Source organism: Acinetobacter sp. C32I, assembly GCF_023702715.1.
Taxonomy (GTDB): domain Bacteria; phylum Pseudomonadota; class Gammaproteobacteria; order Pseudomonadales; family Moraxellaceae; genus Acinetobacter.
The window spans coordinates 1232637-1257552 of record NZ_CP098480.1 but is presented as its reverse complement, the minus strand read 5'-3'; the positions used below and the strand labels follow the sequence as shown (position 1 = coordinate 1257552).

Here is a 24916-nt window from a genome sequence, read left to right as displayed (position 1 = left end):
CTAGAGTTAAGCAAAAAGTGAAACGTGAGATTGGTCAATTGATCCTTAAGCAAATCGTACTATTCAGTTTTGTTCTTGCAGGATGTAGTTCTCCTACAAATGAAAAGAGTAAAACAGTTCAAGATGTCGAGTTAGGAAAAATAACCTATTCTCGACTTGATGGGATCAGTGGGGACTTGTTTAGTTTTGAGATGATGACGAAGAATAACTTAAGCGATTCGTATCTTAAGGAAAACTATAAATATTCACATTTTAAATGTAAGCCAATACAAGATTATGTCGTCATCGGATCTGTTTCGATTGATGAAGAGCATGTTGAACATGGGATGTATATTTCATCGGGTACTTTTAAAGTGTGTGAAGATGAATCCATGAATACCTGTCTCAGGAAGAAGCAGATTGAGGCGTTATTAACAGATAATCTTTCTTGCCAGCTTGTTGTGGGTGGTCTTTTCAAAAAAAGTAAAATTATTGCTGATTCTATTGTGATTACGAAAGATTCAATCCTTGAATCGAAAAACTTATAAAACAGTCTTGTATATTTTATTCAATTAATGGCGATTTCTTTTACTTGAAATCGCCATTTTGGTTTAGTTTAGACGCTTTTCCCATAGCGCTTTGGCTTTATCCATTGCTTCATCATAGTTATTGACGATACCCATGGTATATAACGCGATTCCCATGGTTTCAATGACCGCCATTTCACCATATTCATGCGTCTGTTCACCTAGCCACACCGCTTTGAACACAGCTAGATCAAGCTCTTCTTCAATTGGGCTACGATCAGGTGTTAACTTTGGCAATTCATGTTCGTACATCTCACCATTTTGAATCCCACAAATTAATGTTTTGGCATCAGGATTACGTTCAAACTCACCCCCTTCACCTTTAATCACTGCGCTATTTTGATAACCCAAACGGAATGCCGTTTGTTGATGTGAGGTTCGATAAGCAGGGTGGAAGATCGCTTGTAAGGTTGCTTTGGCATTAAATGGATTAATCAAGCGTGCCAAGGTGTGAATTGGAGAGCGGAGTCCCATCACATTTCTTAGCGAGATTAATTCACTTAGAATTGGTGAGATGGCTTCAAGAGGAAGGTAGGCAAAGTTGTGTTGTTGCAGTTGCTCACGAACCTCCTGTTGATTTTGACAAATTGAATAACCTAAATATTGTAAAACTTGTTCGGTATAAACGCGGTTAATGGTATGACCTGATGCGCCATGCATCACAATCTTGTAACCATGATGCGCTAAAGTCAGTGCTGCCAATAAGAACCACGGATAGTGCTTACGTTTGCCAGCATAAGAGGACCAGTCAAGATCGACCTCAAGTGGCTGAAAGTTAAGTTGATCACGTGTGGCTTGGACAAATCCTGCCAGTTCATCGACAGATTCTTCTTTAACACGGAGTAGCATTAAAAATGCACCCAACTGCACATCCAAGACTTCATCTTTTAAAATCATGCTAAAGGCTTGATAGGCTTCTTCATAACTGAGCGAACGGGAACCTGTTTTGCCCTTACCTAAAATACGCACATATTGAGCAAAAGGATGTTCAGCAGTTTTATAGATATTACGTTTTGTGTTCATGGTCGTATTGAAGATTGTCACAAAGAATAAAATGAATATGACATAAAACTGGACGGCGTAGCATAAAAAAAAGCACAAGCTGTCTAATCGATAAGCAACTGTGATCTAAAGATCGGCGATGCAAACAAAATTATTGACCGAATCAGTCTAGTGATTTGATGTAAACGGGACATGACATCTAATCTAAAAGTTATTAGCATGACTGCGAACGAATTTTTAAGAACAATGAAAGCGAAAGGAAATAATGATGTTAGCTTACGATTCAGATTTGGAACTCTTCCGCGATAACTTTAAACGCTTTATGAGCGAGCAGATTGCACCGCATTATGAGCAATGGGAACGTGAAGGCATCATGCCACGTTCGGTGTGGAGCGCATTGGGTGAAAATGGATTCTTATGTGTCGATGTCCCAGAAGAATACGGTGGTTATGGTGTACCAACGCATTATTCATTGATGTTGGTTGAAGAGTCTGCACGTGCGGGCTACTGTGCATTATCAACCGCAATTTCATGTCACTCTGAAATTGCGGCGCCGTATATCCAGCACATTGCAACAGAAGAACAAAAACAGTACTGGTTGCCAAAAATGGTATCGGGTGAAGTGGTCGGTGCTATTGGCATGACAGAACCAGGTGCTGGCTCAGATTTACAGGCGATGCGTACCAGTGCCATCCTGCAAGATGATCATTATGTATTAAATGGCTCAAAAACCTTTATCTCAAATGGTCAGCATGCGGATCTTGTGGTTCTGGCCGTAAAAACTGATCCACAAGCACGTGCGAAAGGTGTGTCACTCATGTTAGTGGATACACATTTAGAGGGCTTTAAAAAGGGCACCAACCTCGACAAAATTGGTTTACATTCACAAGATACTTCGGAATTGTTCTTTGATAATGTCAAAGTACCGAAAGATCAACTATTGGGTCAAGCAGGTCAAGGCTTTGCTTACTTGATGCAAGAGCTTCCACGTGAACGTACGGCGATTGCTGCGACTGCATTGGGTGCAATTCGTGGTGCGATTGATATTACCACGCAATATGTAAAAGAACGCCAAGCCTTTGGTCAGGCAATTTCGCAATTCCAAAATACACGCTTTGTATTGGCACAAGCGAAGATTGACGAGTTGGCAACAGCTGCTTTTTATAATCAAAACGTGGCTTTATATAATGAAGGTAAATTGGATGTAGAGACTGCTGCGGCATTGAAGAGCTTCAGTAGCGATATGCAAATGAAAGTGGCTGATAACTTACTGCAATTATTCGGTGGTTATGGTTACATGACTGAATATCCAATTTCACGCTTCTTTGTGGATGCACGTATTCAGCGTATTTACGGTGGTACCAACGAAATCATGAAAGAAATCGTGGCACGTGGCATTATCGGTAAAGCTTAATCCGCATTTATCTAGTCAAACAGCCTGCTTTCGAGCAGGCTGTTTTGTTTTCACTATTTGCTAGATTGACGAAGAACTGGATAATTTTGTTGTTTAGGCAATTGCTGTAAGGCCTGATTGATCTTGCGTAGAAACTCATCGGCTTCATCTTGCCGAAAGGTATCTTCCGTATATTCACTGCGTTGTTGAAAGCGGCCACAGCCTCGTATTTGCATATTAGATGGATTAAATGACCAGTCATTGGTGTTTTTTAAGTTGATATCTAAGTCACTTTCACAACTTTTCCATAAATTTAAGAATGCATTGGGTTGTTCTGACTTAAACCCTTTTGCAGGGTAAACCGTAAAGCCCTGCATTGCGGGATCGGCATATTGAATGAACCGCTCAACGGGCATACCTCCCCAAAGGATTGCAGTATTTTCAGGTAAGGCGATACTGGTTAAGTTCTGTTCTTTTAAGGCATGAGTTTGCTGATGGGTTTGTTTAAAATGTTGTGATTGATAAATCAATTTGGTTTGAGGGGGTACAGGAATTCCTCGAGCTTGTTTACTTACAGGGGTGATAAAGTATGGCGAGCGATCGGTGCCATTGCAACCTGCAATCATGGGGCAACCGCTACATGCGCTTAAACCGATACTGATCAAGCTCAATAAACCTAAGCCGAAAATCTTATTCATTGTATTTACTGTTGTTATGACATCTTCTTGCAGTATAACCAATCTATTCTATAGAAAAGTTCAAATTTAAGCGGAGCAAATAGCCCGCTTAAATTTAGCGATGTTTATTCAGGACTTTATGGTGTTGGTTCATCAAATAGATTTGAACAACTTTGTGGCTGACAACCTGCCAACATAATCGCTTTCGGTAAGCTGGCATACATATTAGTCAAATGCTGTTCAGCAGGATGTCGATAATTCCAGAACAAGAAATGCTTTGAACGTTGCTGATTAAAGTTTTGATAGAAGTTATTCTGCTTCTGCAAGGATTCAGCGTCTGGTGTTGGACTTCGACCATGTTCATGTGTACCCACTGTGGTCATCAGCATGATATCTTGAGTTTTACTTTGGTTCTTTAACCAATCTGCCTGCCGATTGAGCAACGCATAATTATCAAACCAGAGTGAAGGGCTAGCCGCAATATAACGTTGAAACATTTGCGGTTGGCTAAAGAAAGTATGTAAAACAAACAGTCCGCCAAAAGAGTGCCCAAATAAACTCTGTTGCTGTAAATTGACTTTAATTTTGGTTTGAATCGCAGGCTTCAGCTCTTTTTCTATAAATTGAAGAAATTGGTCTGCACCACCATAAGTGTACTTGGCTTGTTTTTGAAATTCAGCCGATGCTTTTGGGGTATAGTCTAAAGCACGCTTTTCTACATCAAAACTGTTTTGCTGTGGGTAGCCGATTGCAACAATAGCAACTGGACTCAAGCCCAAACGATTGGCACCACCACCCACCGACTTAGCAATATTGGCAGCACTATCAAATGCGGCATTGCCATCCAATATATACAGCACTGGAAAACCTTGCTTTGGAACGTCACCAGCAGGAACAGAGATCTGAATCAGATAATCATGTTGGGTATATTTAGATGCCAATACAAAGCTTTGCTGAAGATTGGTTTGTGATTTAAGAGGCGCTTTATTGGAACTTTGGGTAGTCGGTTGAGCAAAAGCCAATGGTGTAGCCACGAGCAGAGAAAAAGCCAAAATCCCCATTTGTTTAAACATAATTTATTCGCAAGCATTGAAATTTTGTTGATAATATATAATGAAAATCATTATCAATAAAGTTTGGTAATAAAAAGAGTTAAAACTCAGCGTGTTTAATAGCTTAAAGTGTTGTTATACTAGCTCGGATAATCAATTCACAGATGAATTGTAATCGATTCTTATAGATGATTTTGCTGAGGCTGCATTCAATGGTAAACGATGGACAAAACACATCGAATTCACTTAATTTAGAACAAATTCGTAACGATATTGATAGTGTTGATCAACAAATCCAAGAGTTACTCAACCGCCGTGCGACGCTTGCAGAAGCTGTAGCCAAAGCGAAATTTGCATCCGAAGAGAATCCGCTGTTTTATCGACCTGAACGTGAAGCTCAAGTGTTGCGTAAAGTCATGGAGCGTAATCAGGGACCTTTGTCTGATGCGACCATGGCACGTTTGTTCCGTGAAATCATGTCAGCATGTTTGGCACTTGAAGCACCACAAAGCATCGCATTCCTCGGACCAGAAGGGACTTATACGCATTCGGCTGTGCTAAAGCATTTTGGTAAAGATGCTGTTGTGCGTCCATTGCCAACCATTGATGAAGTATTCCGTGAAGTTGAAGCGGGTAGTGCACATTATGGTGTCGTTCCCGTGGAGAACTCATCAGAAGGTATCGTCAACCATACACTGGATTGCTTTAAATCATCGACTGTCAATGTGATCGGTGAAGTTGAACTTCGTATTCATCACCAATTCCTTGTATCTGAAAATACGCGCAAAGACAGCATCAAACAGATTTATGCGCATCAGCAAACTTTGGCACAATGCCGTAAGTGGTTAGATGCACATTATCCTGGGGTAGAGCGTGTCGCGCTAAACTCAAATGCGGAAGCGGCACGTCGTATTCGTAACGAGTGGCATTCAGCTGCGATTGCATCTGATATTGCGGCAAGTATGTACAACCTTGAGATTTTACATAGCAATATTGAAGATAATCCTGAAAATACCACACGTTTCCTTGTGATTGGTCGTGAGAAGATTCCTCAAAGCGGTAATGATAAAACCTCTTTATTGATCTCTGCGCATGATCGTGCGGGTGCTTTATTGGAGATTCTTGCGCCGTTTGCCAAGCATCAAATCAGCTTGACCAGTATTGAAACGCGTCCTGCATTGCCTGAGAAATGGGCTTATGTGTTCTTTATTGATTTAGAAGGACATATCGGTCAGGAAAATGTTGCAGCGGCATTGGAAGAAATCCGTCCAATGGTGAAAGAGTTACGCGTACTCGGTTCGTATCCAATCGCTGTTTTATAATCCCGTTTTATCGTATGGATAGATGACTTCGGTATCTATCCATATCAAAGTCGTCTCATTAGGCAAATATGTTTTATGTCTCAACCATTATTTAAGAAAGTTGCATTTATTGGGCTTGGACTGATTGGGTCGAGTCTTGCTCGTGTGATTGTGGCAGAACAACTTGCAGCTCAAATTGTGGCTTCAACACGCTCAAAAAAAACATTAGAAGATGCTAAGGCACTGGGTCTTATTCAACACGGTTATGCAACGCCAGAAGAAGCAGTTCAGGATGCCGATTTAATTGTTTTAGCATTACCTGTTCGTGCGACACAAAAAGTGCTGGAACAGATCAAGCCTTATCTTGCAGACAATGTCATCATTACCGATGTCGGTAGTACCAAAGGTAATGTGGTTGAAGCCGCTAAAGCCGTATTTGGTGAAAAGCTCCCCGTGGGTTTTGTACCAGGGCATCCGATTGCAGGTGCTGAGCATACTGGGGTACATGCAGGTAAAGTTGATTTATTCGTCAATCATAAAGTGATTTTGACACCTCTTCCAACCAGTGCTGATTGGGCGGTTGAAAAACTGATTCAACTTTGGTCTGCTGCAAAAGCAGAAGTGATTTGTATGGATGTCACCAAACACGATGAAGTATTGGCACATACCAGCCATTTACCGCATTTGATGGCATTCAATCTGGTCGAGCAACTGGCAAATCGTGAAGATAATTTAGATATTTTTCGCTATGCTGCAGGAGGTTTTCGTGACTTCTCGCGTATTGCCGCCAGTGACCCACAGATGTGGCATGATATTTTCTTTGCCAATAAAACCGCAATTTTAAATGCTGTTGATGGCTTTGAACAGCAATTGTCCGTTTTAAAGAAATTGATTGAACAGGAAGATTCACACGCGTTGATGGGGCTGCTCGGGCATGCTCAAGCAGCACGTCAGCACTTTAACCATATGTTGGCCAAAAAACCTTTGATGGAGAAAAACAAGGTGACACAGCAATTTACCATTTTACCGGGAAAGAAAACATTTACAGGTAAATTCACCGTACCGGGTGACAAATCTGTGTCACATCGCTCAATCATGTTTGGTGCGATTGCAGAAGGCACAACACATGTAACAGGCTTCTTGGAAGGTGAAGATGCACTCGCAACTTTACAGGCTTTCCGTGATATGGGTGTGAGCATCGAAGGACCGAAGAATGGTGAAGTCACTATTCATGGCGTGGGCATGCAAGGTTTAAAAGCGCCAGCAAGTGCTTTGTATATGGGTAACTCAGGCACCAGTATGCGTTTGCTATCTGGTATGTTGTCTGCGCAGAAGTTCGATTCAGTGATGACCGGTGATGCGTCATTGTCTAAACGTCCAATGGAACGTATTGCAAAACCACTTCGTGAAATGGGGGCACTCATCCAAACCACCGGTGAGAAAGGCACACCTCCAGTCAGCATTACAGGTAGCCAAGCCCTTAAAGGGATTCAATACGATTTACCAATGGCATCAGCTCAAGTGAAATCAGGCATTTTATTGGCGGGTTTATGGGCTGCGGGTGAAACTTCAGTGACTGAGCCAGAACCAACGCGTGATCATACTGAACGTATGTTGCGTGCTTTTGGTTATGATGTGAAAACCGAAGGCAATAAAATCTCGCTTGTGGGTGGTGGTAAATTAGTCGGTACCGATATTCAAGTGCCTTCTGATATTTCATCTGCTGCGTTCTTTATGGTCGGTGCTGCAATTACTGAAGGTGCAGATGTGGTCCTCGAAGCAGTTGGGATCAACCCGACGCGTACAGGTGTCATTGAAATTCTTAAGCAAATGGGTGCTGATCTAACTGTAGTAAATGAACGTATTGCAGGCGGTGAACCCATTGCAGATATTCATATCAAAGGTTCTAGAACGTTGAAAGGCATTCATATGCCAGAAGACCAGGTGCCATTAGCAATTGATGAATTCCCAGCATTATTCATTGCGGCAGCTTGTGCAGAAGGTCAAACGGTTCTAACAGGAGCGGCTGAGCTGCGTGTTAAAGAATCTGACCGTATTCAAGTGATGGCAGATGGTTTAAAAACCATGGGTATTGACTGTACTCCAACTGACGATGGCATCATCATTGAAGGTAAGGGCAAGTCTGGTGACTGGTCAGCCATTTTCACTGGTGGTGAAATTGAGTCACACCATGACCACCGTATTGCCATGAGTTTCAGTATGGCAGGTTTACGTACTTCAGGTAACATCACCATTCATGGTACAGAAACTGTAGCAACCAGTTTCCCAACCTTCACCGAACTTGCAAATACAGCAGGTTTGGATTTACAGGTTGTGAATCCATAAGCAGATCTGGAAAGGCAGTGTTTAGCTTGATTAATTAAGTTAAATGCTGCTTTTTTTATAAGCATATTCATAAAAACAATTGGCTAAACATAAGGCGAAAACGCTTAAATAATAAAAATGCTGAGTTTGTAGATGTACATATCTAATCGGGTCTAAATTTATCAATTTAGCTATAGAACTAAGACAATCAGCTAATCTATTAAAGACAATTGTATATATAATAATTCTTACCGTTCGCGTCGGATTTACTCTGTGATCCAGAGTTAAAACATAAAAATAGAGGGAATAGCATGAAAACGTTGCAATTTATAGCAGATTGCCCAAAACATGGGGTGGTTGATCATCCACCGAATGAATGCTATATCACACAAGAGTACGTGGCTGCATTGCTGTATAAACAATTAGAACAATATGGTTTTGATGCGCAACATATTCGTCATGAGCATGAAAAGATTGAAGTGCGTATCGACAATCATCAATTACCGCTTTCAATTCTATGTTCGCAACAAGACACCGAAGGGCATATTCTGTGTGAAATCTCAGCTAATCCACAGCAAGAACAAGCTTGGTTTGAGCGTATTGAAACACAAAGTATTATCCGCCAATTGGCTCAGGCTGTTGAAAATAGCTTAAAAGCGGAACATAGTTTTTCCCAATTTGTATGGAAAAGCTAAGTCAATTTTGCGCATTAAATCTTAATTGAAGTGATTTAACATCATTGCCGTTTGGGTGTATGGTGTATATTCGTTTAAACGCTTTATTTGAGAGTATAGGTGCATGATACAGGTCGATTTTTCTAAATTATCACCCCAAGCAGTTTGGCAACATTTTGAGACCTTATGTACGATTCCTCGACCATCCAAGCATGAACAACAACTCAGACAACATTTAAAAGATTGGGCAGAACAGCGCAACTTGGAAACTTATGTCGATGACATTGGTAATTTAATTATTCGAAAAGCCGCTACAGTAGGTAAAGAGCAAGTTGCAGGTGTGATTTTGCAGGGACACTTAGATATGGTGACTCAGGCAAATCGTGGTACGCAACATGATTTCTTTAAAGATCCCATTCAACCTGTATTAAAAGATGGCTGGCTGATTGCTGAAAATACTACCTTGGGTGCCGATAATGGCATTGGAGTTGCTCTCGCACTGGCTGTATTAGAATCCAATGATATCACGCACGGGCCGATTGAAGTTCTGTTAACCATTGATGAAGAAGCAGGAATGAGTGGTGCTCGTTTACTTGAGTCAGGCGTGTTAACTGGACAGTGGTTATTTAATATTGATACCGAAGAATGGGGTGAGCTGTATCTTGGCTGCGCAGGTAGTATTGATCTTGAAGTACAGCAATCACCTGAATATGAGACTGCACCAACTGATTTAATTTATGTAGATTTGTTGGTCTCAGGTTTAAAAGGTGGCCATTCAGGGGTTGATATTCATTTAGGTCGTGGTAATGCCAATGTGATTTTAGCCAATTTCCTCAATGATTATTTGGCACCATCCAATGGCCGACTGTTTGAATTTGTCGGTGGATCGGCACGTAATGCCATCCCGCGTGAAGCTGTGGCAACGATTGCAATTCAAGCGGAACAATTACTGGAGTTAGAAAAAGCCGTCGCAGCAACACAGGTTGAATGGCAACAAAAGCTACGGGGCGTTGATGATCAGTTGCAAATAACCGTACAGCAAAATGCTAATCAGATAAATGAAGTTATGACATTGCGGCAGCAACAAGCTTGGTTACTGGCATTGGCGACATGTCCATATGGTATTGCACAGTGGAGTCGTGCTTTAGCTGATGTGGTTGAGACTTCAAATAATATCGGTGTGGTCAAACTGACGAAAGACGAAGCCAAAACTTTGATTATGGTTCGTTCGATGGTAAACCAAGAAGCAGTGTCATTTGCACATAACATTCAACAGCACTTTGCCAATTTCCAGATTCAATCTGAATTAACGCCGTTGGTATCAGGTTGGACACCAAATCCAGATTCAGCTGCATTGAAATGCTTACAACAGGCTTATCAATCTGCATTTAAGATTGAGCCAAATTTGAAAGTGATTCATGCTGGTTTAGAGTGCGGCATTATTGCGGAACATTATCCGAATTTACAGATGGTATCTTTTGGCCCTGATATTCAGGGTGCACATGCACCCGGTGAACGGGTTAAAGTCGACACAGTCGAGAAATGTTGGAAATTATTGGTGACGGCGCTAGAATCTATCGAATAATTTCTGTTAAAGATTCAGTAATCAAAAGTTTTAGGAAGAGGATGTGTTTTACTTTTGACTGGGCAAAAGTAACAAAACCCTTTTGTTAGACTGATGGTACGTCCTTGCCACCGCAGTCTAACAGTGCGGCATCCATGATGGTCAATACTGATTGTGGTAGAAAAACACAAAATAATGAAACTTTAAGTTTTGCTACCATGATTTACTTTGACCTGAAATAGGTTTTTGTTCAGTTCGATAAATTCAATTTCACAATCAATAAATTTTTCAATCATCGCTGCCTGAGTACGGGCATGTTCGCTAATGCATTGTGCCGTAAATTCGCCCCCTTGTCCCAATGCCAAAGGTAATAACAACTGATCCGCTAAATATTCATCCACCACCGCTTGAGAAGCAATATATTGCTTCACTTGTTCAGCTAAATGGTTGGCAATTTGTTCTGCACTTTTCCGCATTTCACCTAAGGCTGTAAATAGCTGGATGTGCTGCTGATGTTCAACTTTGACATATGCTGTATTGCCTTGACTGATGCCATTTAAATGGAACTGCTGCTGTGTATCCAATTTCAGTCTTTTGTTTAAAGTTGCTAATTCCCGCTGTGCAATTTGTGCTTCTTCGGAAAGGTTTAATACTGCTGCAAAAGCTTCAGTCGTTTGCAAAGCACCACGATCTAATAAACTTAGCTTGTTTCGATGTTGCCAAGGCTGAATCATGATTTGAATTTCACCAGCACCAATCGGAAAGAAACCTGCTTTGTTTAACTTAAACTCGACCTCTATTCCAAGTTTTTCTAATGCTGGTAAAAAGCAATGCTCGATAAAATCTGCCGTTGGTGCAAGTGGATTATGAGTACCCCCAGAAATCGTGAGATCACTGGCTTCATTTTGCAATAACAAAGCAGGTAATAGGGTTTGCAAAACCAGTGTTGTGCTTCCTGCCGAACCAATCTGGAATTGGTATTTTCCACTTTGTACATGTTGCGATGCAAAGTACAAACGCTGGCTATGGAGCTCAGCACCTTCCACATAGGCTTGGCTGATGTGTTGAGATGCCTGTACACAGACCAAATGCTGACGCATTAAGCCTGGTTTTTTACGCCCAGCTCGAATGTTGATTAATTCAAATGCTTGACCTGTAATCATCGAAAGGGCAAGGGCGGTTCTTAAAATTTGTCCACCACCTTCACCTTGTGAACCATCAATCTGGATGGTTGCTGGCATATTTGCCAATGCTTTATTCACTTCTATTTTCCTTATTTTCTAATTTAATGAACATACTGTCAGTACATGGTAATGCGAAGTAACGCGTGACTTTGCTTTTGGCAAAGGTTTACTAGGTACATGGTGCGGAGCCTAATCAGTGAAGATTGATGCACGGCTCACATGCTGCCATAGCCGCCTGAATTATTTTCAATCCCTCAGATCGGAGTAACGCAGGATCTTGTACTCGCCCAGTATGTCCAAACTGCGATTGTGAACTAAATTCACAAAATCTATTGTCTATTCGACCAAATCAATCTGCCAATTTGCAGCCTGAATTTTGATATTTAAATCGCGAAGTTTCGCGCTGATATCATCGGCTTGTTTTTGCAAACTAGAAACAGGGATAACTTTTTGCCATTTGATCTCTCGTGAGCTATATCGATCCGGTTCACGATGCGTATTGGCAATCGCATCAATGAGAATCTTATGCTGTTCAGCATAACTATCGCGCAAGCTTAATAGGGACAGCAGAATTTTACCATCTTCCAACTTGGCTTGCGCATTGGTCAAATGAATACGACAAATCAGTTGATTGCTTTCTTGGGTTAAAGCAAATACCTGTTTGATCAGTTCATTTGGATCTTCGCTTGGTTCATCGCCATCTTGTACCAATACATTGGTGTTGATCCGCTGTTTTAATGAAGCGAGCTTTTTTTGTTGATCGCTTCGAAGTAAAAGTGCTTCTGCGAGTTTCATTTCTCTATCTCTATTTTATTCCAGTCAAAACTATCATTCGGTAAAAAGTCTGAATGATATGTTTGAGTATTTTGCATGAATTGAATAAACAAATTACTCATATAATTAGGTTTTAAGTGAATCAAAGCTGTAGCTGCGATGATAATTCGACTGATTGCAGCAGCTTGAAATTCTTGCTCATTTAAATCGTCAAATGCTTTATTGCAGTCTCCATGTTTTAACCAATTTCTGACTTTATTAATTTCTTGAGACACTTGCTTTGTTTGTAAGTTGTTTTTAAAAGCAATATTTTGACTGACTTTATGAAATACATAGCCATTTTTAAGCTCACCAAAAATGCCTTCCGCGGCACCAGCTAAAGTAATAGCTGGTATAAATGTTGTCTCATATAAATACAATTTTATTGCCCACTCAAATTGCACAATACCTGTTTCAATTTGATTCATGAAATCACCCCTTAACACAAATCGCTTGTCTTAATGTATACACCACTTCAACCAAATCGCTTTGAGCTTTCATCACATCTTCAATCGGTTTATAAGCTGATGGAATTTCATCAATTACAGCAGCATCTTTACGGCATTCCACACCTTCAGTCTGCGCAATCTGATCTTCTACGGTAAAACGTCGTTTTGCTTCAGCACGGCTCATTACGCGACCTGCACCATGCGAACATGAACAGAACGATTCCTGATTTCCAAGCCCACGAACAATAAATGACTTGGCACCCATTGAACCTGGGATAATTCCATATTCTCCCAAACGTGCACGAACAGCGCCTTTACGGGTCACCATCACTTCTTCGCCGTAATGTTCTTCCTTTTCCACATAATTATGGTGGCAATTCACGGCTTCCAAGCGTGCTTGGAACGGTTTTGGAATAATCGTTGCTAAGGCTTTAATTGCAGACTGCATCATGATTTCACGGTTTTTCATGGCAAAGCGTTGTGCCCAACCTACTGCAAACCAGTAATCATCAAAATGTTCAGTTCCTTCAACTAAATAAGCTAAATCTTTGTTGGGTAAGTTCATAAAGTGTTTTTGCATATCTTTACGCGCCAGTTCGATAAAATGATTACCGATGGCATTACCCACACCGCGAGAACCTGAGTGCAACATAATCCAAACATGGTCATGTTCATCTAAACAGATTTCTACAAAGTGATTTCCTGTTCCTAAAGTTCCCAAGTGCTTGCGGTTGTTGGTATTTTTTAGGCGAGGGTGTTTGGCACAGATGAACTCAAAATCTGCAACTAAATCAGCCCAAGCTTGATCGACCATTTCAGGTGGGTTTTCCCATGAACCACGATCTCGTCCACGGCCTTTGGTCATTCCATGTGGAATTAAACGTTCAAGTTCAGTACGCAAAGCATATAGGTTATCTGGTAAATCCGACGCGGTTAAGCTGGTACGAGTCGCCATCATTCCACAGCCAATATCGACACCGACCGCAGCAGGAATAATTGCACCTTTAGTTGGAATCACGCTTCCGATGGTTGCACCTAAGCCAAAGTGAACGTCTGGCATTACTGCCATCCATTTATAGATAAAGGGCATTTGAGCTGTTTGCAGCAATTGTTGTTTTGAGTTGTCGTCAACCAGTACACCATTGGTCCACATTTTTACTGGCATACTCGTTTCATCTTTTAGAACTTGATAAGCACGTTGTTGCTGTTCTTGTTCAAATTGAGCTTGTTGGTTGATTTGTTCAACGACAGACATTTTCATTTTCCTTTCAAAGCCTGCCTGCCAAGCGTTTGCAGGCAGGTGATATTCACAAGATCCCAATGATGTTGTGTGCTTATACTATTGCAGTGACCGTGCCAACTTTTTAAAAATCAACTGTATTTGATTTTAATATATTGATAATTAATAAAAAATAAATTTTTAAATATTTTTCATAAGCATGTATGTAGGTGGTTTTTTGATATTTGCATATCTAAAAAGATATTTAAATATCTTAAAAGATAGATTATCTATCCTTGGATTTTATTGATAGATCATATATCAGGTGATCTATTAGGATTTATCGATTTTTATAAGTTGACCTGTCTCGTCTAAGCTAAATTGATCAAAATCATGAGCCAAGTAAAAGTTGCCTTGATAGAACTGTCGGACTTCTTCAGTGATGGCTTGTTGTCCAGCACTGTCTTGATGGCGCGGGCTAAAGTGTGTCAGGATCAGATTACTTAGACCTTGTTGTTGAGCAAATTCTGCAACCATCTTTGCTGAACTATGCATGGGGCCTGAACCTACTTTATCTAAAATGGCTTGGGTGTATGTGCTTTCATGAATCAAGAGCTGGGCATCTTGGCAAGCTTGAGCCAATAACTCAGGACGATCATTATCTCCACCGACAATCGCATGTGCACGTTGCGTTTGAATTTGAATAAAATCAACCGCTTTTAAGGTTTGCTCATTAAACTGGACGTCTAAGCCTTGCTGTAAATCGCCCCAAACTTTGCCTTTTGCTACGCCGAGTTGAATTAAGGCCTGTGTATCTAATTTCTTTTGGATGTATTGCGCAATAATACTAAATGCAAAACTGGGTACACGATGACTGAGTGGGTGGGCTTGAATCGAAAGTTCATCTGTTATTTGTAGTATTTGAGTGGCTTCATTCACATCAATAAAATTAAGCGGGTAGGGTAAATGCAGATCGGTCAGCTGAGCTGTGGCTTTAATCCATTGTTGAATTTCTTCTGGAGCAATAATGGTTAAAGGTGCTGTGCGTGCATTCATACCAGCACTGGCCAATAAGCCGACTAATCCATAACAATGATCACCATGTACATGGGTAATACAGATGGCAACTAGGCTTTGTAATGAGAGTTTAGCCTGTTGAATGCGATGCTGTGTACCTTCGCCTGCATCAACCAATATCCAGTCTTTATTCTTGCTGTTGCGGATTGCTAGGGCAGAAACGTTGTGTGTGAGTGTGGGTACACCTGAAGATGTACCTAAAAAAGTAAAATGAAGCATATTGTTGGAATTTTTTTAATGAAAAGGTCATTGTATATGAAACTATAAAATTTTATAGAAAATGATGTGCAAAGATCATAAGATCAATAAAAAGATTTAAGGGCATAGCCTCAAATGAGTAAACTAGGATGTGTATGTGGTCATGTGATTGTTGATCAGACAGATCAAATTCCATACAAAGCTTCTTTTATTACTGATGTTGATTTATTTGATTTTTATGAGGCAGTCGACAACACGATTAATACTTCTTTAAATCATAAAGAGACATTTTCTGAGCAGATTATAGATAGGTTTATAAGATATTCTGCAGATATGTATGAATGTACGCAATGTGGGCGATTATGGATAGGTATTGGAAATAATCAGTTTAAGGCTTTTCTTCCTGAATCAGGGAAATATCAAGCTATTTTAAATATTCAACATGATAGATTTAAATGAATAAAAAAACCGTCGTAATTGGCTTTGTGGGTTCTACCTTGGATCAAGGAAAGCGTCCTGATCGTTGGCAGCGTTGGCGTCCAACCCTCAGTCTTTTGATGCATGAAGATCTGATTGTAGATGAATTGGTACTATTACATGATCGACAACATCATAATCTAGTCAAATTTATTGCTGAAGATGCTCAGGATGTGTCGCCATTGACCACAGTGTCGGGTCAGCGAGTGAGTATCCGTGATCCTTGGGATTTTGCTGAGGTTTATGGTGCGCTATATGACTTTGTGAAAAGTTATCCCTTTGATACTGAAAAAAATAACTATCTTTTGCATATCACTACAGGCACACACGTTGCTCAAATCTGCTGGTATTTACTGGTCGATACCAATTATTTACCTGCCAAACTGATTCAAAGTGCGCCAAATCAACAGAAAACGCCAGAAGGTGAATATCGCATTATTGATCTGGATTTATCTCGCTACGATGTTCTCAAGCAGCGTTTTGAAGATGAGCAACAACAAAACTGGCAACAGTTAAAAGCCAATATTTCAACCTATAACCATGAATTTAATCAACTGATCACCGAGGTTGAATTGGTGGCGACACGTTCTAGTGCGCCGATTTTGATTATGGGGGCGACAGGTGTAGGTAAATCGCATTTAGCCAAACAAATTTTTCAATTAAAGAAAGACAAGTTTCATCTAAGTGGGCGTTTTATTGATGTGAACTGCGCGACGCTCCGTGGTGATAGTGCCATGTCGAGTTTGTTTGGGCATATCAAAGGGGCTTTTACAGGGGCGGCGGCTTCGCGAACCGGTTTATTAAAAAGTGCTGATCAGGGGATTCTGTTTTTGGATGAAATTGGTGAGCTTGGGCTGGATGAGCAAGCGATGTTACTTAAGGCACTTGAAGATAAATCCTTTTTTCCTGTCGGAAGTGACAAAGAGGTTCAGGCCGATTTTCAACTGATTGCAGGGACAAATAAAGATTTAAGAACAGAAGTGCAAGCAGGGCGTTTCCGTGAGGATTTGTGGGCACGATTGAATACATGGACTTTCTTTTTACCCAATCTTAAAGATCGAATCGAAGATATTGCCCCCAATATCGAGTTCGAGTTGCAACGCTTTGCGGCAAATCACCAGCGACAATTACGTTTTCAACGTGATGCACTTGATGTGTATTTGAAATTTGCCAAGTCGAAGGAAGCATCATGGCAGGGAAATTTTCGTGATTTGACTGCCAGTGTGACACGGCTGGCGACATTATCCAGTGGTGAGTTGATCCGTTCAGAAACGGTGGAAAAAGAGATTCAGCGTTTAAAGCAACTGTGGTCGATTCAAACCACACAAAACCAATCTAAAGATATCGATATTCTCCTCAAATATTTAGATCAAACCCAGTTGAGCGAGATCGATGAGTTTGATCAGATTCAACTGCGTGGCGTCCTGCAAGTCTGTGAAAATGCCAAATCGATGGCTGATGCTGGACGTCAGCTTTTTGCAGCTTCACGCCAGCAACGTAATACCACCAATGACAGCGACCGAGTCAAAAAGTATTTGGCTCGGTTTGGCTTGAGTTGGAGTGACTTTCAGTAATCATTCAGCTGGATGATCTTTCTTTATTTGGGGTTGGCTGGGTAAAAACTCTAAGTTCCAGAGTTTTTCAGCATGTCGGCCAATCCACCAGAAAGATGCAGCGAGCAAGATAAAGAAAATAGCTTTGTGCATGCCATTCCAAAAGAACTCAAAATACTTGGTGTAGAGGTTAATAAATAAGAAGGTGATACCAAAACCTCGTGAGGTGGCATCATCATGTTTTAAACCATAGACAATTGCGATGATGGCAATAAACGCGAATAGTACGCCCCAATGTAACAGCTCATATTGCTTGACGCTATACCAACTCCCTAAGTCACCATAATTGCCAAAGATTGAGAGAATCCATAGGGCAATAAATAGATACAGCAGGCCCATGACATAGGTTGAATGAGCAAATTCCTTAAAATGCACATAGCGTTTAAACAGCAGACTTAAGCCAATCAATACACCGCCAAACAAGACAAAGCGTAGAGGGAAGTTCATCCCCAGATAATAAGCACCCCAGCCCGACATATAGCCAGTTTCCGTCCCAAACCATGAACCGAGCGAAAGCAGTGAGAACACCCAAATCAGTTTAGAGGGGAACCAGAAGGCAAGTGCTGCATAAATAATGGTGGAGAGCAGGAATAATAAAGAGAAATGCCCACTGCCTGTATCAATCGCTTGGCCGAAATAGGCGACAGACGCCGCGGTAGACAGCACGCCTGCAAAAATAATCGCTTCATTGCTAAATTGATGTAAGGGTTTGGTCTTGCGTCGATGATAGGCAAAGCCATAAAAAGCTGCAGCAACCGCAGCAAAAATCAGACAAGGAATGATTTTGGAGTCAATAAAGAGTTTTTCGATCAGTTCCATCAAGAACTTGTCGGCAGTAATTGCGGCAATCGCGATCACAGCACAAATCATTGAAATCCAGAATGAGTATTTTGCTAATCGTTCCCAGTCGAAAGGTCGAATCGAAAAACTCTGCTTTAACTCGTTGGCTACATCAGGCGTAATCGTGCCTTGCTGTTGCCACTGCTCAATGGTTTGCTTTAAAAAAAGTCCCTGTTTTTTATTGAATTTCATTATTAAAGAACCTGGTGTCTGTACATCTATATTGATATAACAGACATTGGATTCAAAACACGTATATTTTTCTTAGTAATTTGTTGTTAAGTCTACAGTTTTAAAAAGCGAGCAATCACTTGACGTAATTGTTTTAGATAACCAGTAAAGAAGTGATTGGCGCCTGGCAGAATCGTGATCGGATGTTTCTGTGGCTTTGCCCACGCGATCATATCTGAGAGCAGGGTAATGTCATCTTGTTCACCATGTACAAATAAGATATCGCCGTCAATTGCAGGAGTTGTGTAGTGGCGTAAATCCACCACAGAACCTGTAGGTAAGCCACATAATACCAATTGCTTTGGACGTAACTCATTGCTAAGTTGCGCTTGGCATTTTGCGAGCACATGAGAGCCGAAACTGAAACCACCTGCATAGAAGGTTAAGCCTGCATGTTTTGCACGGGCATATTCAATCACAGCCATAATATCATCGGTTTCGCCATGCCCTTGGTCGTGAGTACCTTCACTGCCAGCTAAACCACGGAAGCTAGGGCGGTATACCACACACCCCATTTCATTAAAAATCTGAGCCAGTAAAACAGGGACTTTATGATGCGGTGTACCACCTTGCAAAGGATGTGGGTGGCAGACGACAGCAAAACCTGTGATTTCACCTTGGGGTTGATCAACAAACATTTCGATTTGACCAACAGGACCTTGGATGAATAATTGCTCAGACATAAGATACGCAATGGATAATGGAAGAATCCACTATTTTACCGATAAAACTGAACGAGAACACGAATTGGCATTAAAAATTATCAACTGTTATAGTTTCACCAAGATAAATTTATTTTGATTGATTATGCTTGCTTTAATTTCTCCTGCTAAAACACTCGATTACACCACAGCACTTCCTACAGATACACATACTCAACCCCGTTTGTTGGCGCAATCACAACAATTGATTGATGTTTGTCGCAAGCTTTCTGCAAGTGAAATTGTATCGTTGATGACCGTGAGCGAGAAAATTGCCAATTTAAATGTAGAACGTTTCCGTGACTGGAATGCAGATTTTGATTTTTCCAATGCACGTCAGGCCTTATTTGCGTTTAAGGGAGATGTGTATACCGGTTTAGATGCTTATCATTTAAAAGATCAAGATATTGATTTTGCCCAACAGCATTTACGCATGTTGTCTGGTTTATACGGTTTATTACGTCCTTTAGACTTGATGATGCCATACCGTTTGGAAATGGGCACTAAACTAAAAAATACCCGTGGTCATAATCTATATGAATTCTGGGGTAGTATTATCACCGATCAAATTAACCAAGATTTAGCTGAAATTGATGCAAAAGTGTTGGTAAATTTGGCCTCTGACGAATATTATAAATCTGTGAATGAAAAGAAAATTCAGGCAGAAATTATCAAGCCTGTATTCTTGGATCAGAAGAACGGAAAATATAAAGTCATCAGTTTCTATGCGAAAAAAGCGCGTGGGTTGATGGCGAGATACTTGATTGAAAATAAATTAAGCCAAGTAGAACAATTAAAAGCATTTGATAGTGAAGGGTATTACTTTGATGCTGAAAGTTCATCGAATAAAGAATTGGTCTTTAAGCGAGATGAACAGCACGCAGCTTAGTTTTGCCCTAGGTAGGATGGGATGTTAACCAAAGAACATTTATTAAAACACGCGATATCGTCTGATCAAGTTTGTGTCAAAGGACACCTGACCGAACCTCGAAGTTACGGGGTGTATGCATTGCCGCTTGATCGAGACGGTACTCGACGATTCCGATTTGGTAATCATCCTATGCGCCAGCAGGAACTAAAACATGAGTTTGGTTCCTGTACTTTGTATCAGCTTTTTTTAGAGCGTAAAGATGCTGAATCATTGGCAAAGTGGCTGAATAAAGAAATCCTATGAGGATGAGCAATGCCGCAATATTTAACTTCATTAGAAAAATCATGGTTTGAGCTGCATCAGCATTATCATTTTTCTGAACCGCAGAAAGTTTTTAATAAGTTGATTGCCGCCTATAATGAAAAGCAGCGGGCTTATCATACGGTTCAGCATTTATATGAATGTCTGGTTCTAGTCGACTCGATTCGAGCTGATTTAAATGATGCCTATTCAGTTGAGTTAGCACTCTGGTTTCATGATGTGGTCTATGATCCGCAAGCAAAAAATAATGAGTTGGAAAGTGCAGAGCTATTTGGGCGGTATTTTGCTCTAGATTTATCAGCCGATATGGTTGAAAAGATAAAGCGATGGATTATTGCGACGCAAAAGCATGAAGTAACGAATGAGCTAGATTTACAATTTTTACTGGATATTGATTTGGCGATTCTAGCGGCTTCGCCAGCGCGTTTTGCGGAATATGAGCAACAGATTCAAAAAGAGTATGAGTGGGTTGATCCAGATATCTATTCTATTAAAAGAAAAGAAGTTCTAGCGCATTTTTATCTGACTGAACCGTTATATCAAACGGAATATTTTCAACAGAATTTTGAGCAAAGGGCGAAGCAAAATTTAAATCGAATATTAAACATTTAGAATTGAGAGAATCATGGACCAGCTAATTCAAACATTGAAAGAGCTAGCTAAACAGCATCCGTTAGAAAAATATTTTATATGGGAGTTGCCAGAAAGTAATCCATTACCAATCCCTGTGCATCTTGCCTCCATATTTGAGCAAAATATTTATTTAAAACATAATTTCAATTCTTTATTGAATTCAGATGATTTAGCTGGTCGGTATTGGTTGATTCGAGAGTGGGGAGGTATACGTTCTTTTAAGCAAAATCCTAAAAATGACCTGTTATTGCTTAAATTTGAAAGTGAACTTACAAAAGGTGCTTTAACAAGAACTACTTTTTCAGTGATCTCTTCTTTATCAAAAGTAGCATCATTTATGGATCATCAGGCTTATGCAGTTTATGATTCCAGAGTCATTTATTCTTTAAACTGGTTGTTGTTTAAATATTCAACATTAAAGGAATTTTATCCTCAGCCGATTGGAAGGAATGCTGATATAACTCAATATGAACTTAATACGATTTTTAATTTGTTTGATGGTCCTGTGAACTATAAAACTCATCGCATTGCTTATCATGATTATTGCCAATTAATGAAAAAATTATCGATGGAAGTGTATGCGAAGAGTGAACCGTATTGGGCTGAAATGCTTTTATTTATCCTTGCACCAAAATATATTGTGAATGATATAAAAAGCTCATTACAGATAGCATTAAAATGCTAGAAAGAAATGAGTGTTTTGGCGATTAAAAAAGGGAGCCAACAGCTCCCTTTGCTTTTTCTTATCTTACTTAAAGAAATAACCTGTCTCAGGTGAGCTTGCATTCGCCATACGCTTACGCGGCATACGACCCGCTAAAAACGCTTCACGACCTGCTTCAACCGCTTTTTTCATGGCAGAAGCCATCAAAATTGGATTTTGAGCAGCAGCAATTGCTGTATTCATTAATACGCCGTCACAACCGAGTTCCATTGCAATGGCAGCGTCACTGGCTGTGCCAACACCTGCATCCACTAAAACAGGGACTTTGGCATTTTCTTTGATGATGGAAATGGTGTGTGGATTCAAAATACCAAGGCCAGAACCAATCAAACTACCCAAAGGCATGATCGCAACACAGCCCATACTTTCAAGTTCTTGAGCAACAATGGGGTCATCCGAGGTATAGACCATGATTTCAAAGCCATCATCAATCAGGGTTTGTGCTGCTTTCAGTGTTGCAGTGATATTTGGGTATAAGGTTTTTTCATCACCAAGTACTTCTAACTTCACCAAATTGTGACCATCAAGCAGTTCACGTGCCAGCATACAGGTACGAATCGCGCTATCGGCATCAAAACAACCTGCTGTATTTGGCAAAATCGTGTATTTCTCAGGTGGAATCACTGAAAGCAAATTCGGTTGATCTGCATGTTGACCAATGTTTACACGACGAATTGCAACGGTGACAATTTCAGCGCCACTGGCTTGAATGGCTAAATCAGTTTCATTGAGATCTTTATATTTACCAGTTCCGACCAATAAACGAGATTGGAAAGTACGTGAACCAACAATTAAAGGGGAATCTTGCATGGGCTTACTCCATTTTTAGCCGATTAGCCGCCACCAACAGCTTGAATAATTTCAATACGATCTTCAGGAGCAATTGTCGTTTGCTCAAGTCTACTTTTCGGAATAATCTGTTGGTTCTTCTCTACAGCAAAGCGTTTGCCTTCTAAGGCTAAATTCTGAATCAATTGCTGTAGGTTTTCACAAGACGTGTCTATTGACTCGCCATTTAAATAGATGTGCATGATCAATCCTTATTTCGCATGCTTGATTGCTTGCCATGCGAGTAACAGCCAGCCCGCTATCATAAACGCACCGCCAATCGGTGTAATCGCACCTAAAATGCGCGGTAGGCCGAGCGCCATAATGTACAACGAACCGCAGAAAAAGATGATACCAATTTGGATCAAAATAAAAGGAATTTTTATTGGAAATGTTGCTGTAGTTTTATGCAGGACGCCTAAGATAAGCAAACCAATCGCATGATAGAAAAAGTATTGAGTTGCTGTACCCCACCAAGTAAGTTGTTCTGGGGTTGCAAAAGATTTGAGTCCATGAGCACCAAAAGCACCCAACATAACTGCAAGCGCAAGGTTAAGCGCCGAGATAGCTATCCACATAATGATAATGGAACTGGAAATTTGATGAACAAAGTTAACATATTCGGGTGCTTAAACAAAGCCAGATAAAACAAAAGGGCATTAAAGCCCTTGTGTTTGATTCGATTTTAACTTGCTGACATGGCGGTTTTGATTTTTTCCATTGCATTTTTTTCAAGCTGGCGAATACGTTCTGCGGAAACATTATATTCTGCAGCCAATTCATGCAAGGTTGATTTGTCATCATCTAACCAGCGGCGTTGTAAAATATTCCGTGAGCGATCGTCAAGCTGATCCATTGCCTCATGCAAGGCTGTAGTGCTTTGCTCTTCGTAATCTTCTTCTTCAACTAGTCGAGCTGGATCGTAACGATTATCTTCGAGATAGAGTGCAGGAGCGGTATGTGGTGTATCGTCATCATCATCGCCTTGAGCTTCAAAAGCAGCATCGTAAGCGGTTAAACGACCTTCCATTTCAAGCACTTGCTCTGGTGTTACATTCAAATCATTGGCAATCGATTTCGCTTCTTCCAAAGTGAGTCGTTTGCTTGATTTTTTAAGACTACGTAAGTTAAAGAATAATTTACGTTGTGCCTTGGTTGTTGCGATTTTGACAATACGCCAGTTACGAATCACATATTCATGTATTTCGGCTTTAATCCAGTGCACGGCAAAAGAAACTAAGCGAACACCCATATTGGGATCGAAGCGTTTTACCGCTTTCATTAATCCAAGGTTACCTTCTTGAATGAGATCACCTTGTGGCAATCCGTAACCTGCATAGCTGCGTGCAATATGTACCACAAAGCGTAGATGTGACATTACCAATAGTTTGGCAGCATCAAGGTCTTGGTCATAATAATAACGCTCAGCAAGTTCTTTTTCCTGCTCGGCCGTTAAAATTGGAATTTGATTGACAGTGCTGATATATGCACCAAGGTTTACACCTGGCGCAGACAATGACAGGGGCATCAATTGATTGCTGCTGTCAGTAGTCATGGAGTCTCCTTATAGGATGGTATTTAAGTCAACAATTTCATCTTAATGCGAATGTTCTTCATCACTAAGGAAATTTGAGTATAGAAATGTAAAGTTAACTATTTTATCTTTACCAAGAGTTTAGCAAAGAATCACATAGATTCAATTAAATAGTGAAATTCATTGTCTGAAATTTTTTGTGTCTGGCATTGAAGTTGCTGAATTTGGCAATATCGTGTTACATCAATTTCACTGTGTGGGTCAGAGGACTTTAATAAATAATGCTGTGTACCATCAGCTTTCTTTAGTGCGCGCTTTAGCATTAACAATGGCATTGGGCAGGGTTGCCCTAAGGCATCAATAATGATGAGAGTATCGGGTGTGTCGGTCATATTCATTTAAATCACTTTATTCAGAATTATCTTAACAAATTTTTGCGTAATTTTTGAGAGGAAAATTTCATTAAAAAATTAGCTAAATTATTGAAAAAAACAGATAGAAATATCCTGAATAACTAAAAAAACTTCTATTAATTGTGATAAACCCATGATAAGCTCGATGCGTTTTAGAAAGTTGTTTAATACAATTTAATTGTTTTAAGCTCTATAACAAATGGATGTAACCGGAAATTGTTGATAGTTTTACAGAA

The 24916-nt window shown here is 40.3% G+C and carries 27 protein-coding genes; 12 read left to right on the top strand and 15 right to left on the bottom strand.

The window, feature by feature from the left end:
• Window positions 1–17: 17 nt before the first annotated feature.
• Window positions 18–527 (top strand): hypothetical protein, encoded by a 510-nt coding sequence (locus NDN13_RS06230; protein ID WP_251117603.1) that lies wholly within the window; start codon window positions 18–20, stop codon window positions 525–527.
• A gap of 63 nt (window positions 528–590) precedes the next feature.
• Here NDN13_RS06230 and NDN13_RS06225 read toward each other — a convergent pair whose 3' ends face one another.
• Window positions 591–1589, bottom strand: coding sequence for a glycosyl transferase family protein (locus NDN13_RS06225; protein WP_251117602.1), 999 nt, complete (start codon window positions 1587–1589; stop codon window positions 591–593).
• Window positions 1590–1836: 247 nt separating this feature from the next.
• Here NDN13_RS06225 and NDN13_RS06220 point away from each other — a divergent pair, with 247 nt between their 5' ends.
• Complete coding sequence (locus NDN13_RS06220) at window positions 1837–2982, top strand: acyl-CoA dehydrogenase family protein (RefSeq protein ID WP_251118177.1); 1146 nt, start codon at window positions 1837–1839, stop codon at window positions 2980–2982.
• A 53-nt stretch (window positions 2983–3035) separates the two neighbouring features.
• On the opposite strand, the gene NDN13_RS06215 is transcribed toward NDN13_RS06220, so the two are convergent.
• Both NDN13_RS06215 and NDN13_RS06210 read right to left on the bottom strand, forming a co-directional pair.
• On the bottom strand, window positions 3036–3659 hold the full coding sequence (locus NDN13_RS06215) for a hypothetical protein (RefSeq protein ID WP_251117601.1): 624 nt from the start codon (window positions 3657–3659) through the stop codon (window positions 3036–3038).
• 116 nt (window positions 3660–3775) lie between these two features.
• The gene (locus tag NDN13_RS06210; RefSeq protein ID WP_251117600.1) at window positions 3776–4711 is read right to left on the bottom strand and encodes an alpha/beta hydrolase; all 936 of its coding nucleotides are present in this window, start codon (window positions 4709–4711) and stop codon (window positions 3776–3778) included.
• 191 nt (window positions 4712–4902) lie between these two features.
• Between NDN13_RS06210 and pheA the strand changes: the two genes are divergently transcribed.
• From pheA to NDN13_RS06190, 4 genes are all read left to right on the top strand, one after another.
• Window positions 4903–6012, top strand: a complete 1110-nt coding sequence (gene pheA, locus NDN13_RS06205; RefSeq protein ID WP_005204264.1) for a prephenate dehydratase — start codon at window positions 4903–4905, stop codon at window positions 6010–6012.
• 75 nt (window positions 6013–6087) lie between these two features.
• A complete protein-coding gene (locus NDN13_RS06200; protein WP_251117599.1) occupies window positions 6088–8337 on the top strand; it encodes a bifunctional prephenate dehydrogenase/3-phosphoshikimate 1-carboxyvinyltransferase in 2250 nt (749 codons plus the stop codon).
• Window positions 8338–8627: 290 nt separating this feature from the next.
• Window positions 8628–9011 (top strand): hypothetical protein, encoded by a 384-nt coding sequence (locus NDN13_RS06195; RefSeq protein WP_004653914.1) that lies wholly within the window; start codon window positions 8628–8630, stop codon window positions 9009–9011.
• 103 nt (window positions 9012–9114) lie between these two features.
• Window positions 9115–10575 (top strand): aminoacyl-histidine dipeptidase, encoded by a 1461-nt coding sequence (locus NDN13_RS06190; RefSeq protein WP_251117598.1) that lies wholly within the window; start codon window positions 9115–9117, stop codon window positions 10573–10575.
• Window positions 10576–10757: 182 nt separating this feature from the next.
• Here NDN13_RS06190 and rtcA read toward each other — a convergent pair whose 3' ends face one another.
• From rtcA to NDN13_RS06165, 5 genes are all read right to left on the bottom strand, one after another.
• Window positions 10758–11816, bottom strand: a complete 1059-nt coding sequence (gene rtcA, locus NDN13_RS06185) for an RNA 3'-terminal phosphate cyclase (RefSeq protein ID WP_251117597.1) — start codon at window positions 11814–11816, stop codon at window positions 10758–10760.
• Between the two features lie 258 nt (window positions 11817–12074).
• A complete protein-coding gene (locus tag NDN13_RS06180) occupies window positions 12075–12533 on the bottom strand; it encodes a DIP1984 family protein (protein ID WP_251117596.1) in 459 nt (152 codons plus the stop codon).
• Window positions 12530–12979 (bottom strand): hypothetical protein, encoded by a 450-nt coding sequence (locus tag NDN13_RS06175; RefSeq protein WP_251117595.1) that lies wholly within the window; start codon window positions 12977–12979, stop codon window positions 12530–12532. The genes NDN13_RS06180 and NDN13_RS06175 overlap by 4 nt, the downstream gene beginning before the upstream one ends.
• A 4-nt stretch (window positions 12980–12983) precedes the next feature.
• Complete coding sequence (locus NDN13_RS06170) at window positions 12984–14255, bottom strand: RtcB family protein (protein ID WP_251117594.1); 1272 nt, start codon at window positions 14253–14255, stop codon at window positions 12984–12986.
• A gap of 297 nt (window positions 14256–14552) precedes the next feature.
• Complete coding sequence (locus NDN13_RS06165; RefSeq protein ID WP_251117593.1) at window positions 14553–15515, bottom strand: ribonuclease Z; 963 nt, start codon at window positions 15513–15515, stop codon at window positions 14553–14555.
• 114 nt (window positions 15516–15629) lie between these two features.
• On the opposite strand from NDN13_RS06165, the gene NDN13_RS06160 reads away from it, so the two are divergent.
• On the top strand, window positions 15630–15953 hold the full coding sequence (locus tag NDN13_RS06160; protein ID WP_169110085.1) for a DUF8617 domain-containing protein: 324 nt from the start codon (window positions 15630–15632) through the stop codon (window positions 15951–15953).
• Complete coding sequence (rtcR, locus tag NDN13_RS06155) at window positions 15950–17545, top strand: RNA repair transcriptional activator RtcR (protein WP_251117592.1); 1596 nt, start codon at window positions 15950–15952, stop codon at window positions 17543–17545. The genes NDN13_RS06160 and rtcR overlap by 4 nt, the downstream gene beginning before the upstream one ends.
• Here the strand turns inward: rtcR and NDN13_RS06150 are convergent, their stop codons facing one another.
• Entirely contained in the window at window positions 17546–18616 is a 1071-nt protein-coding gene (locus NDN13_RS06150) for a DUF2157 domain-containing protein (RefSeq protein ID WP_251117591.1), read from the bottom strand.
• A 92-nt stretch (window positions 18617–18708) separates the two neighbouring features.
• Window positions 18709–19338, bottom strand: a complete 630-nt coding sequence (locus tag NDN13_RS06145; protein WP_033132930.1) for an alpha/beta hydrolase — start codon at window positions 19336–19338, stop codon at window positions 18709–18711.
• A gap of 124 nt (window positions 19339–19462) precedes the next feature.
• Between NDN13_RS06145 and yaaA the strand changes: the two genes are divergently transcribed.
• From yaaA to NDN13_RS06125, 4 genes are read left to right on the top strand one after another with little or no spacing between them, the layout of a single operon-like run.
• Window positions 19463–20245: a peroxide stress protein YaaA gene (yaaA, locus tag NDN13_RS06140; RefSeq protein ID WP_251117590.1), complete on the top strand. Its 783-nt coding sequence runs from the start codon at window positions 19463–19465 to the stop codon at window positions 20243–20245.
• Between the two features lie 21 nt (window positions 20246–20266).
• Entirely contained in the window at window positions 20267–20530 is a 264-nt protein-coding gene (locus NDN13_RS06135) for a hypothetical protein (RefSeq protein ID WP_251117589.1), read from the top strand.
• A 9-nt stretch (window positions 20531–20539) separates the two neighbouring features.
• Window positions 20540–21160 (top strand): HD domain-containing protein, encoded by a 621-nt coding sequence (locus NDN13_RS06130; RefSeq protein ID WP_251117588.1) that lies wholly within the window; start codon window positions 20540–20542, stop codon window positions 21158–21160.
• Between the two features lie 13 nt (window positions 21161–21173).
• On the top strand, window positions 21174–21866 hold the full coding sequence (locus tag NDN13_RS06125; RefSeq protein WP_241350882.1) for a hypothetical protein: 693 nt from the start codon (window positions 21174–21176) through the stop codon (window positions 21864–21866).
• 63 nt (window positions 21867–21929) lie between these two features.
• On the opposite strand, the gene NDN13_RS06120 is transcribed toward NDN13_RS06125, so the two are convergent.
• The 5 genes from NDN13_RS06120 to NDN13_RS06100 form a co-directional block, all read right to left on the bottom strand.
• Complete coding sequence (locus NDN13_RS06120) at window positions 21930–22715, bottom strand: thiazole synthase (RefSeq protein ID WP_004806589.1); 786 nt, start codon at window positions 22713–22715, stop codon at window positions 21930–21932.
• 23 nt (window positions 22716–22738) lie between these two features.
• Window positions 22739–22936, bottom strand: coding sequence for a sulfur carrier protein ThiS (gene thiS / locus NDN13_RS06115; RefSeq protein WP_005159852.1), 198 nt, complete (start codon window positions 22934–22936; stop codon window positions 22739–22741).
• Between the two features lie 9 nt (window positions 22937–22945).
• Window positions 22946–23311: a DUF423 domain-containing protein gene (locus NDN13_RS06110; RefSeq protein WP_004806592.1), complete on the bottom strand. Its 366-nt coding sequence runs from the start codon at window positions 23309–23311 to the stop codon at window positions 22946–22948.
• A 107-nt stretch (window positions 23312–23418) separates the two neighbouring features.
• Window positions 23419–24288, bottom strand: coding sequence for an RNA polymerase sigma factor RpoH (rpoH, locus tag NDN13_RS06105; RefSeq protein ID WP_004653896.1), 870 nt, complete (start codon window positions 24286–24288; stop codon window positions 23419–23421).
• A gap of 131 nt (window positions 24289–24419) precedes the next feature.
• Window positions 24420–24659, bottom strand: a complete 240-nt coding sequence (locus tag NDN13_RS06100; protein ID WP_251118176.1) for a sulfurtransferase TusA family protein — start codon at window positions 24657–24659, stop codon at window positions 24420–24422.
• Window positions 24660–24916 lie beyond the last annotated feature (257 nt).

Coding starts and splice junctions, on each gene's coding strand:
- rtcR (WP_251117592.1), top strand. CDS start 15,950: ATGAATAAAAAAACCGTCGTAATTGGCTTTGTGGGTTCTACCTTGGAT.
- NDN13_RS06130 (WP_251117588.1), top strand. CDS start 20,540: ATGCCGCAATATTTAACTTCATTAGAAAAATCATGGTTTGAGCTGCAT.
- NDN13_RS06200 (WP_251117599.1), top strand. CDS start 6,088: ATGTCTCAACCATTATTTAAGAAAGTTGCATTTATTGGGCTTGGACTG.
- NDN13_RS06145 (WP_033132930.1), bottom strand. CDS start 19,338: ATGTCTGAGCAATTATTCATCCAAGGTCCTGTTGGTCAAATCGAAATG.
- NDN13_RS06110 (WP_004806592.1), bottom strand. CDS start 23,311: ATGTGGATAGCTATCTCGGCGCTTAACCTTGCGCTTGCAGTTATGTTG.
- NDN13_RS06160 (WP_169110085.1), top strand. CDS start 15,630: ATGAGTAAACTAGGATGTGTATGTGGTCATGTGATTGTTGATCAGACA.
- NDN13_RS06150 (WP_251117591.1), bottom strand. CDS start 18,616: ATGAAATTCAATAAAAAACAGGGACTTTTTTTAAAGCAAACCATTGAG.
- yaaA (WP_251117590.1), top strand. CDS start 19,463: ATGCTTGCTTTAATTTCTCCTGCTAAAACACTCGATTACACCACAGCA.
- NDN13_RS06165 (WP_251117593.1), bottom strand. CDS start 15,515: ATGCTTCATTTTACTTTTTTAGGTACATCTTCAGGTGTACCCACACTC.
- NDN13_RS06120 (WP_004806589.1), bottom strand. CDS start 22,715: ATGCAAGATTCCCCTTTAATTGTTGGTTCACGTACTTTCCAATCTCGT.
- NDN13_RS06220 (WP_251118177.1), top strand. CDS start 1,837: ATGTTAGCTTACGATTCAGATTTGGAACTCTTCCGCGATAACTTTAAA.
- NDN13_RS06225 (WP_251117602.1), bottom strand. CDS start 1,589: ATGAACACAAAACGTAATATCTATAAAACTGCTGAACATCCTTTTGCT.
- NDN13_RS06180 (WP_251117596.1), bottom strand. CDS start 12,533: ATGAAACTCGCAGAAGCACTTTTACTTCGAAGCGATCAACAAAAAAAG.
- NDN13_RS06135 (WP_251117589.1), top strand. CDS start 20,267: ATGTTAACCAAAGAACATTTATTAAAACACGCGATATCGTCTGATCAA.
- NDN13_RS06125 (WP_241350882.1), top strand. CDS start 21,174: ATGGACCAGCTAATTCAAACATTGAAAGAGCTAGCTAAACAGCATCCG.
- NDN13_RS06215 (WP_251117601.1), bottom strand. CDS start 3,659: ATGAATAAGATTTTCGGCTTAGGTTTATTGAGCTTGATCAGTATCGGT.
- NDN13_RS06100 (WP_251118176.1), bottom strand. CDS start 24,659: ATGACCGACACACCCGATACTCTCATCATTATTGATGCCTTAGGGCAA.
- NDN13_RS06170 (WP_251117594.1), bottom strand. CDS start 14,255: ATGTCTGTCGTTGAACAAATCAACCAACAAGCTCAATTTGAACAAGAA.
- NDN13_RS06175 (WP_251117595.1), bottom strand. CDS start 12,979: ATGAATCAAATTGAAACAGGTATTGTGCAATTTGAGTGGGCAATAAAA.
- rpoH (WP_004653896.1), bottom strand. CDS start 24,288: ATGACTACTGACAGCAGCAATCAATTGATGCCCCTGTCATTGTCTGCG.
- NDN13_RS06190 (WP_251117598.1), top strand. CDS start 9,115: ATGATACAGGTCGATTTTTCTAAATTATCACCCCAAGCAGTTTGGCAA.
- pheA (WP_005204264.1), top strand. CDS start 4,903: ATGGTAAACGATGGACAAAACACATCGAATTCACTTAATTTAGAACAA.
- thiS (WP_005159852.1), bottom strand. CDS start 22,936: ATGCACATCTATTTAAATGGCGAGTCAATAGACACGTCTTGTGAAAAC.
- NDN13_RS06210 (WP_251117600.1), bottom strand. CDS start 4,711: ATGTTTAAACAAATGGGGATTTTGGCTTTTTCTCTGCTCGTGGCTACA.
- NDN13_RS06195 (WP_004653914.1), top strand. CDS start 8,628: ATGAAAACGTTGCAATTTATAGCAGATTGCCCAAAACATGGGGTGGTT.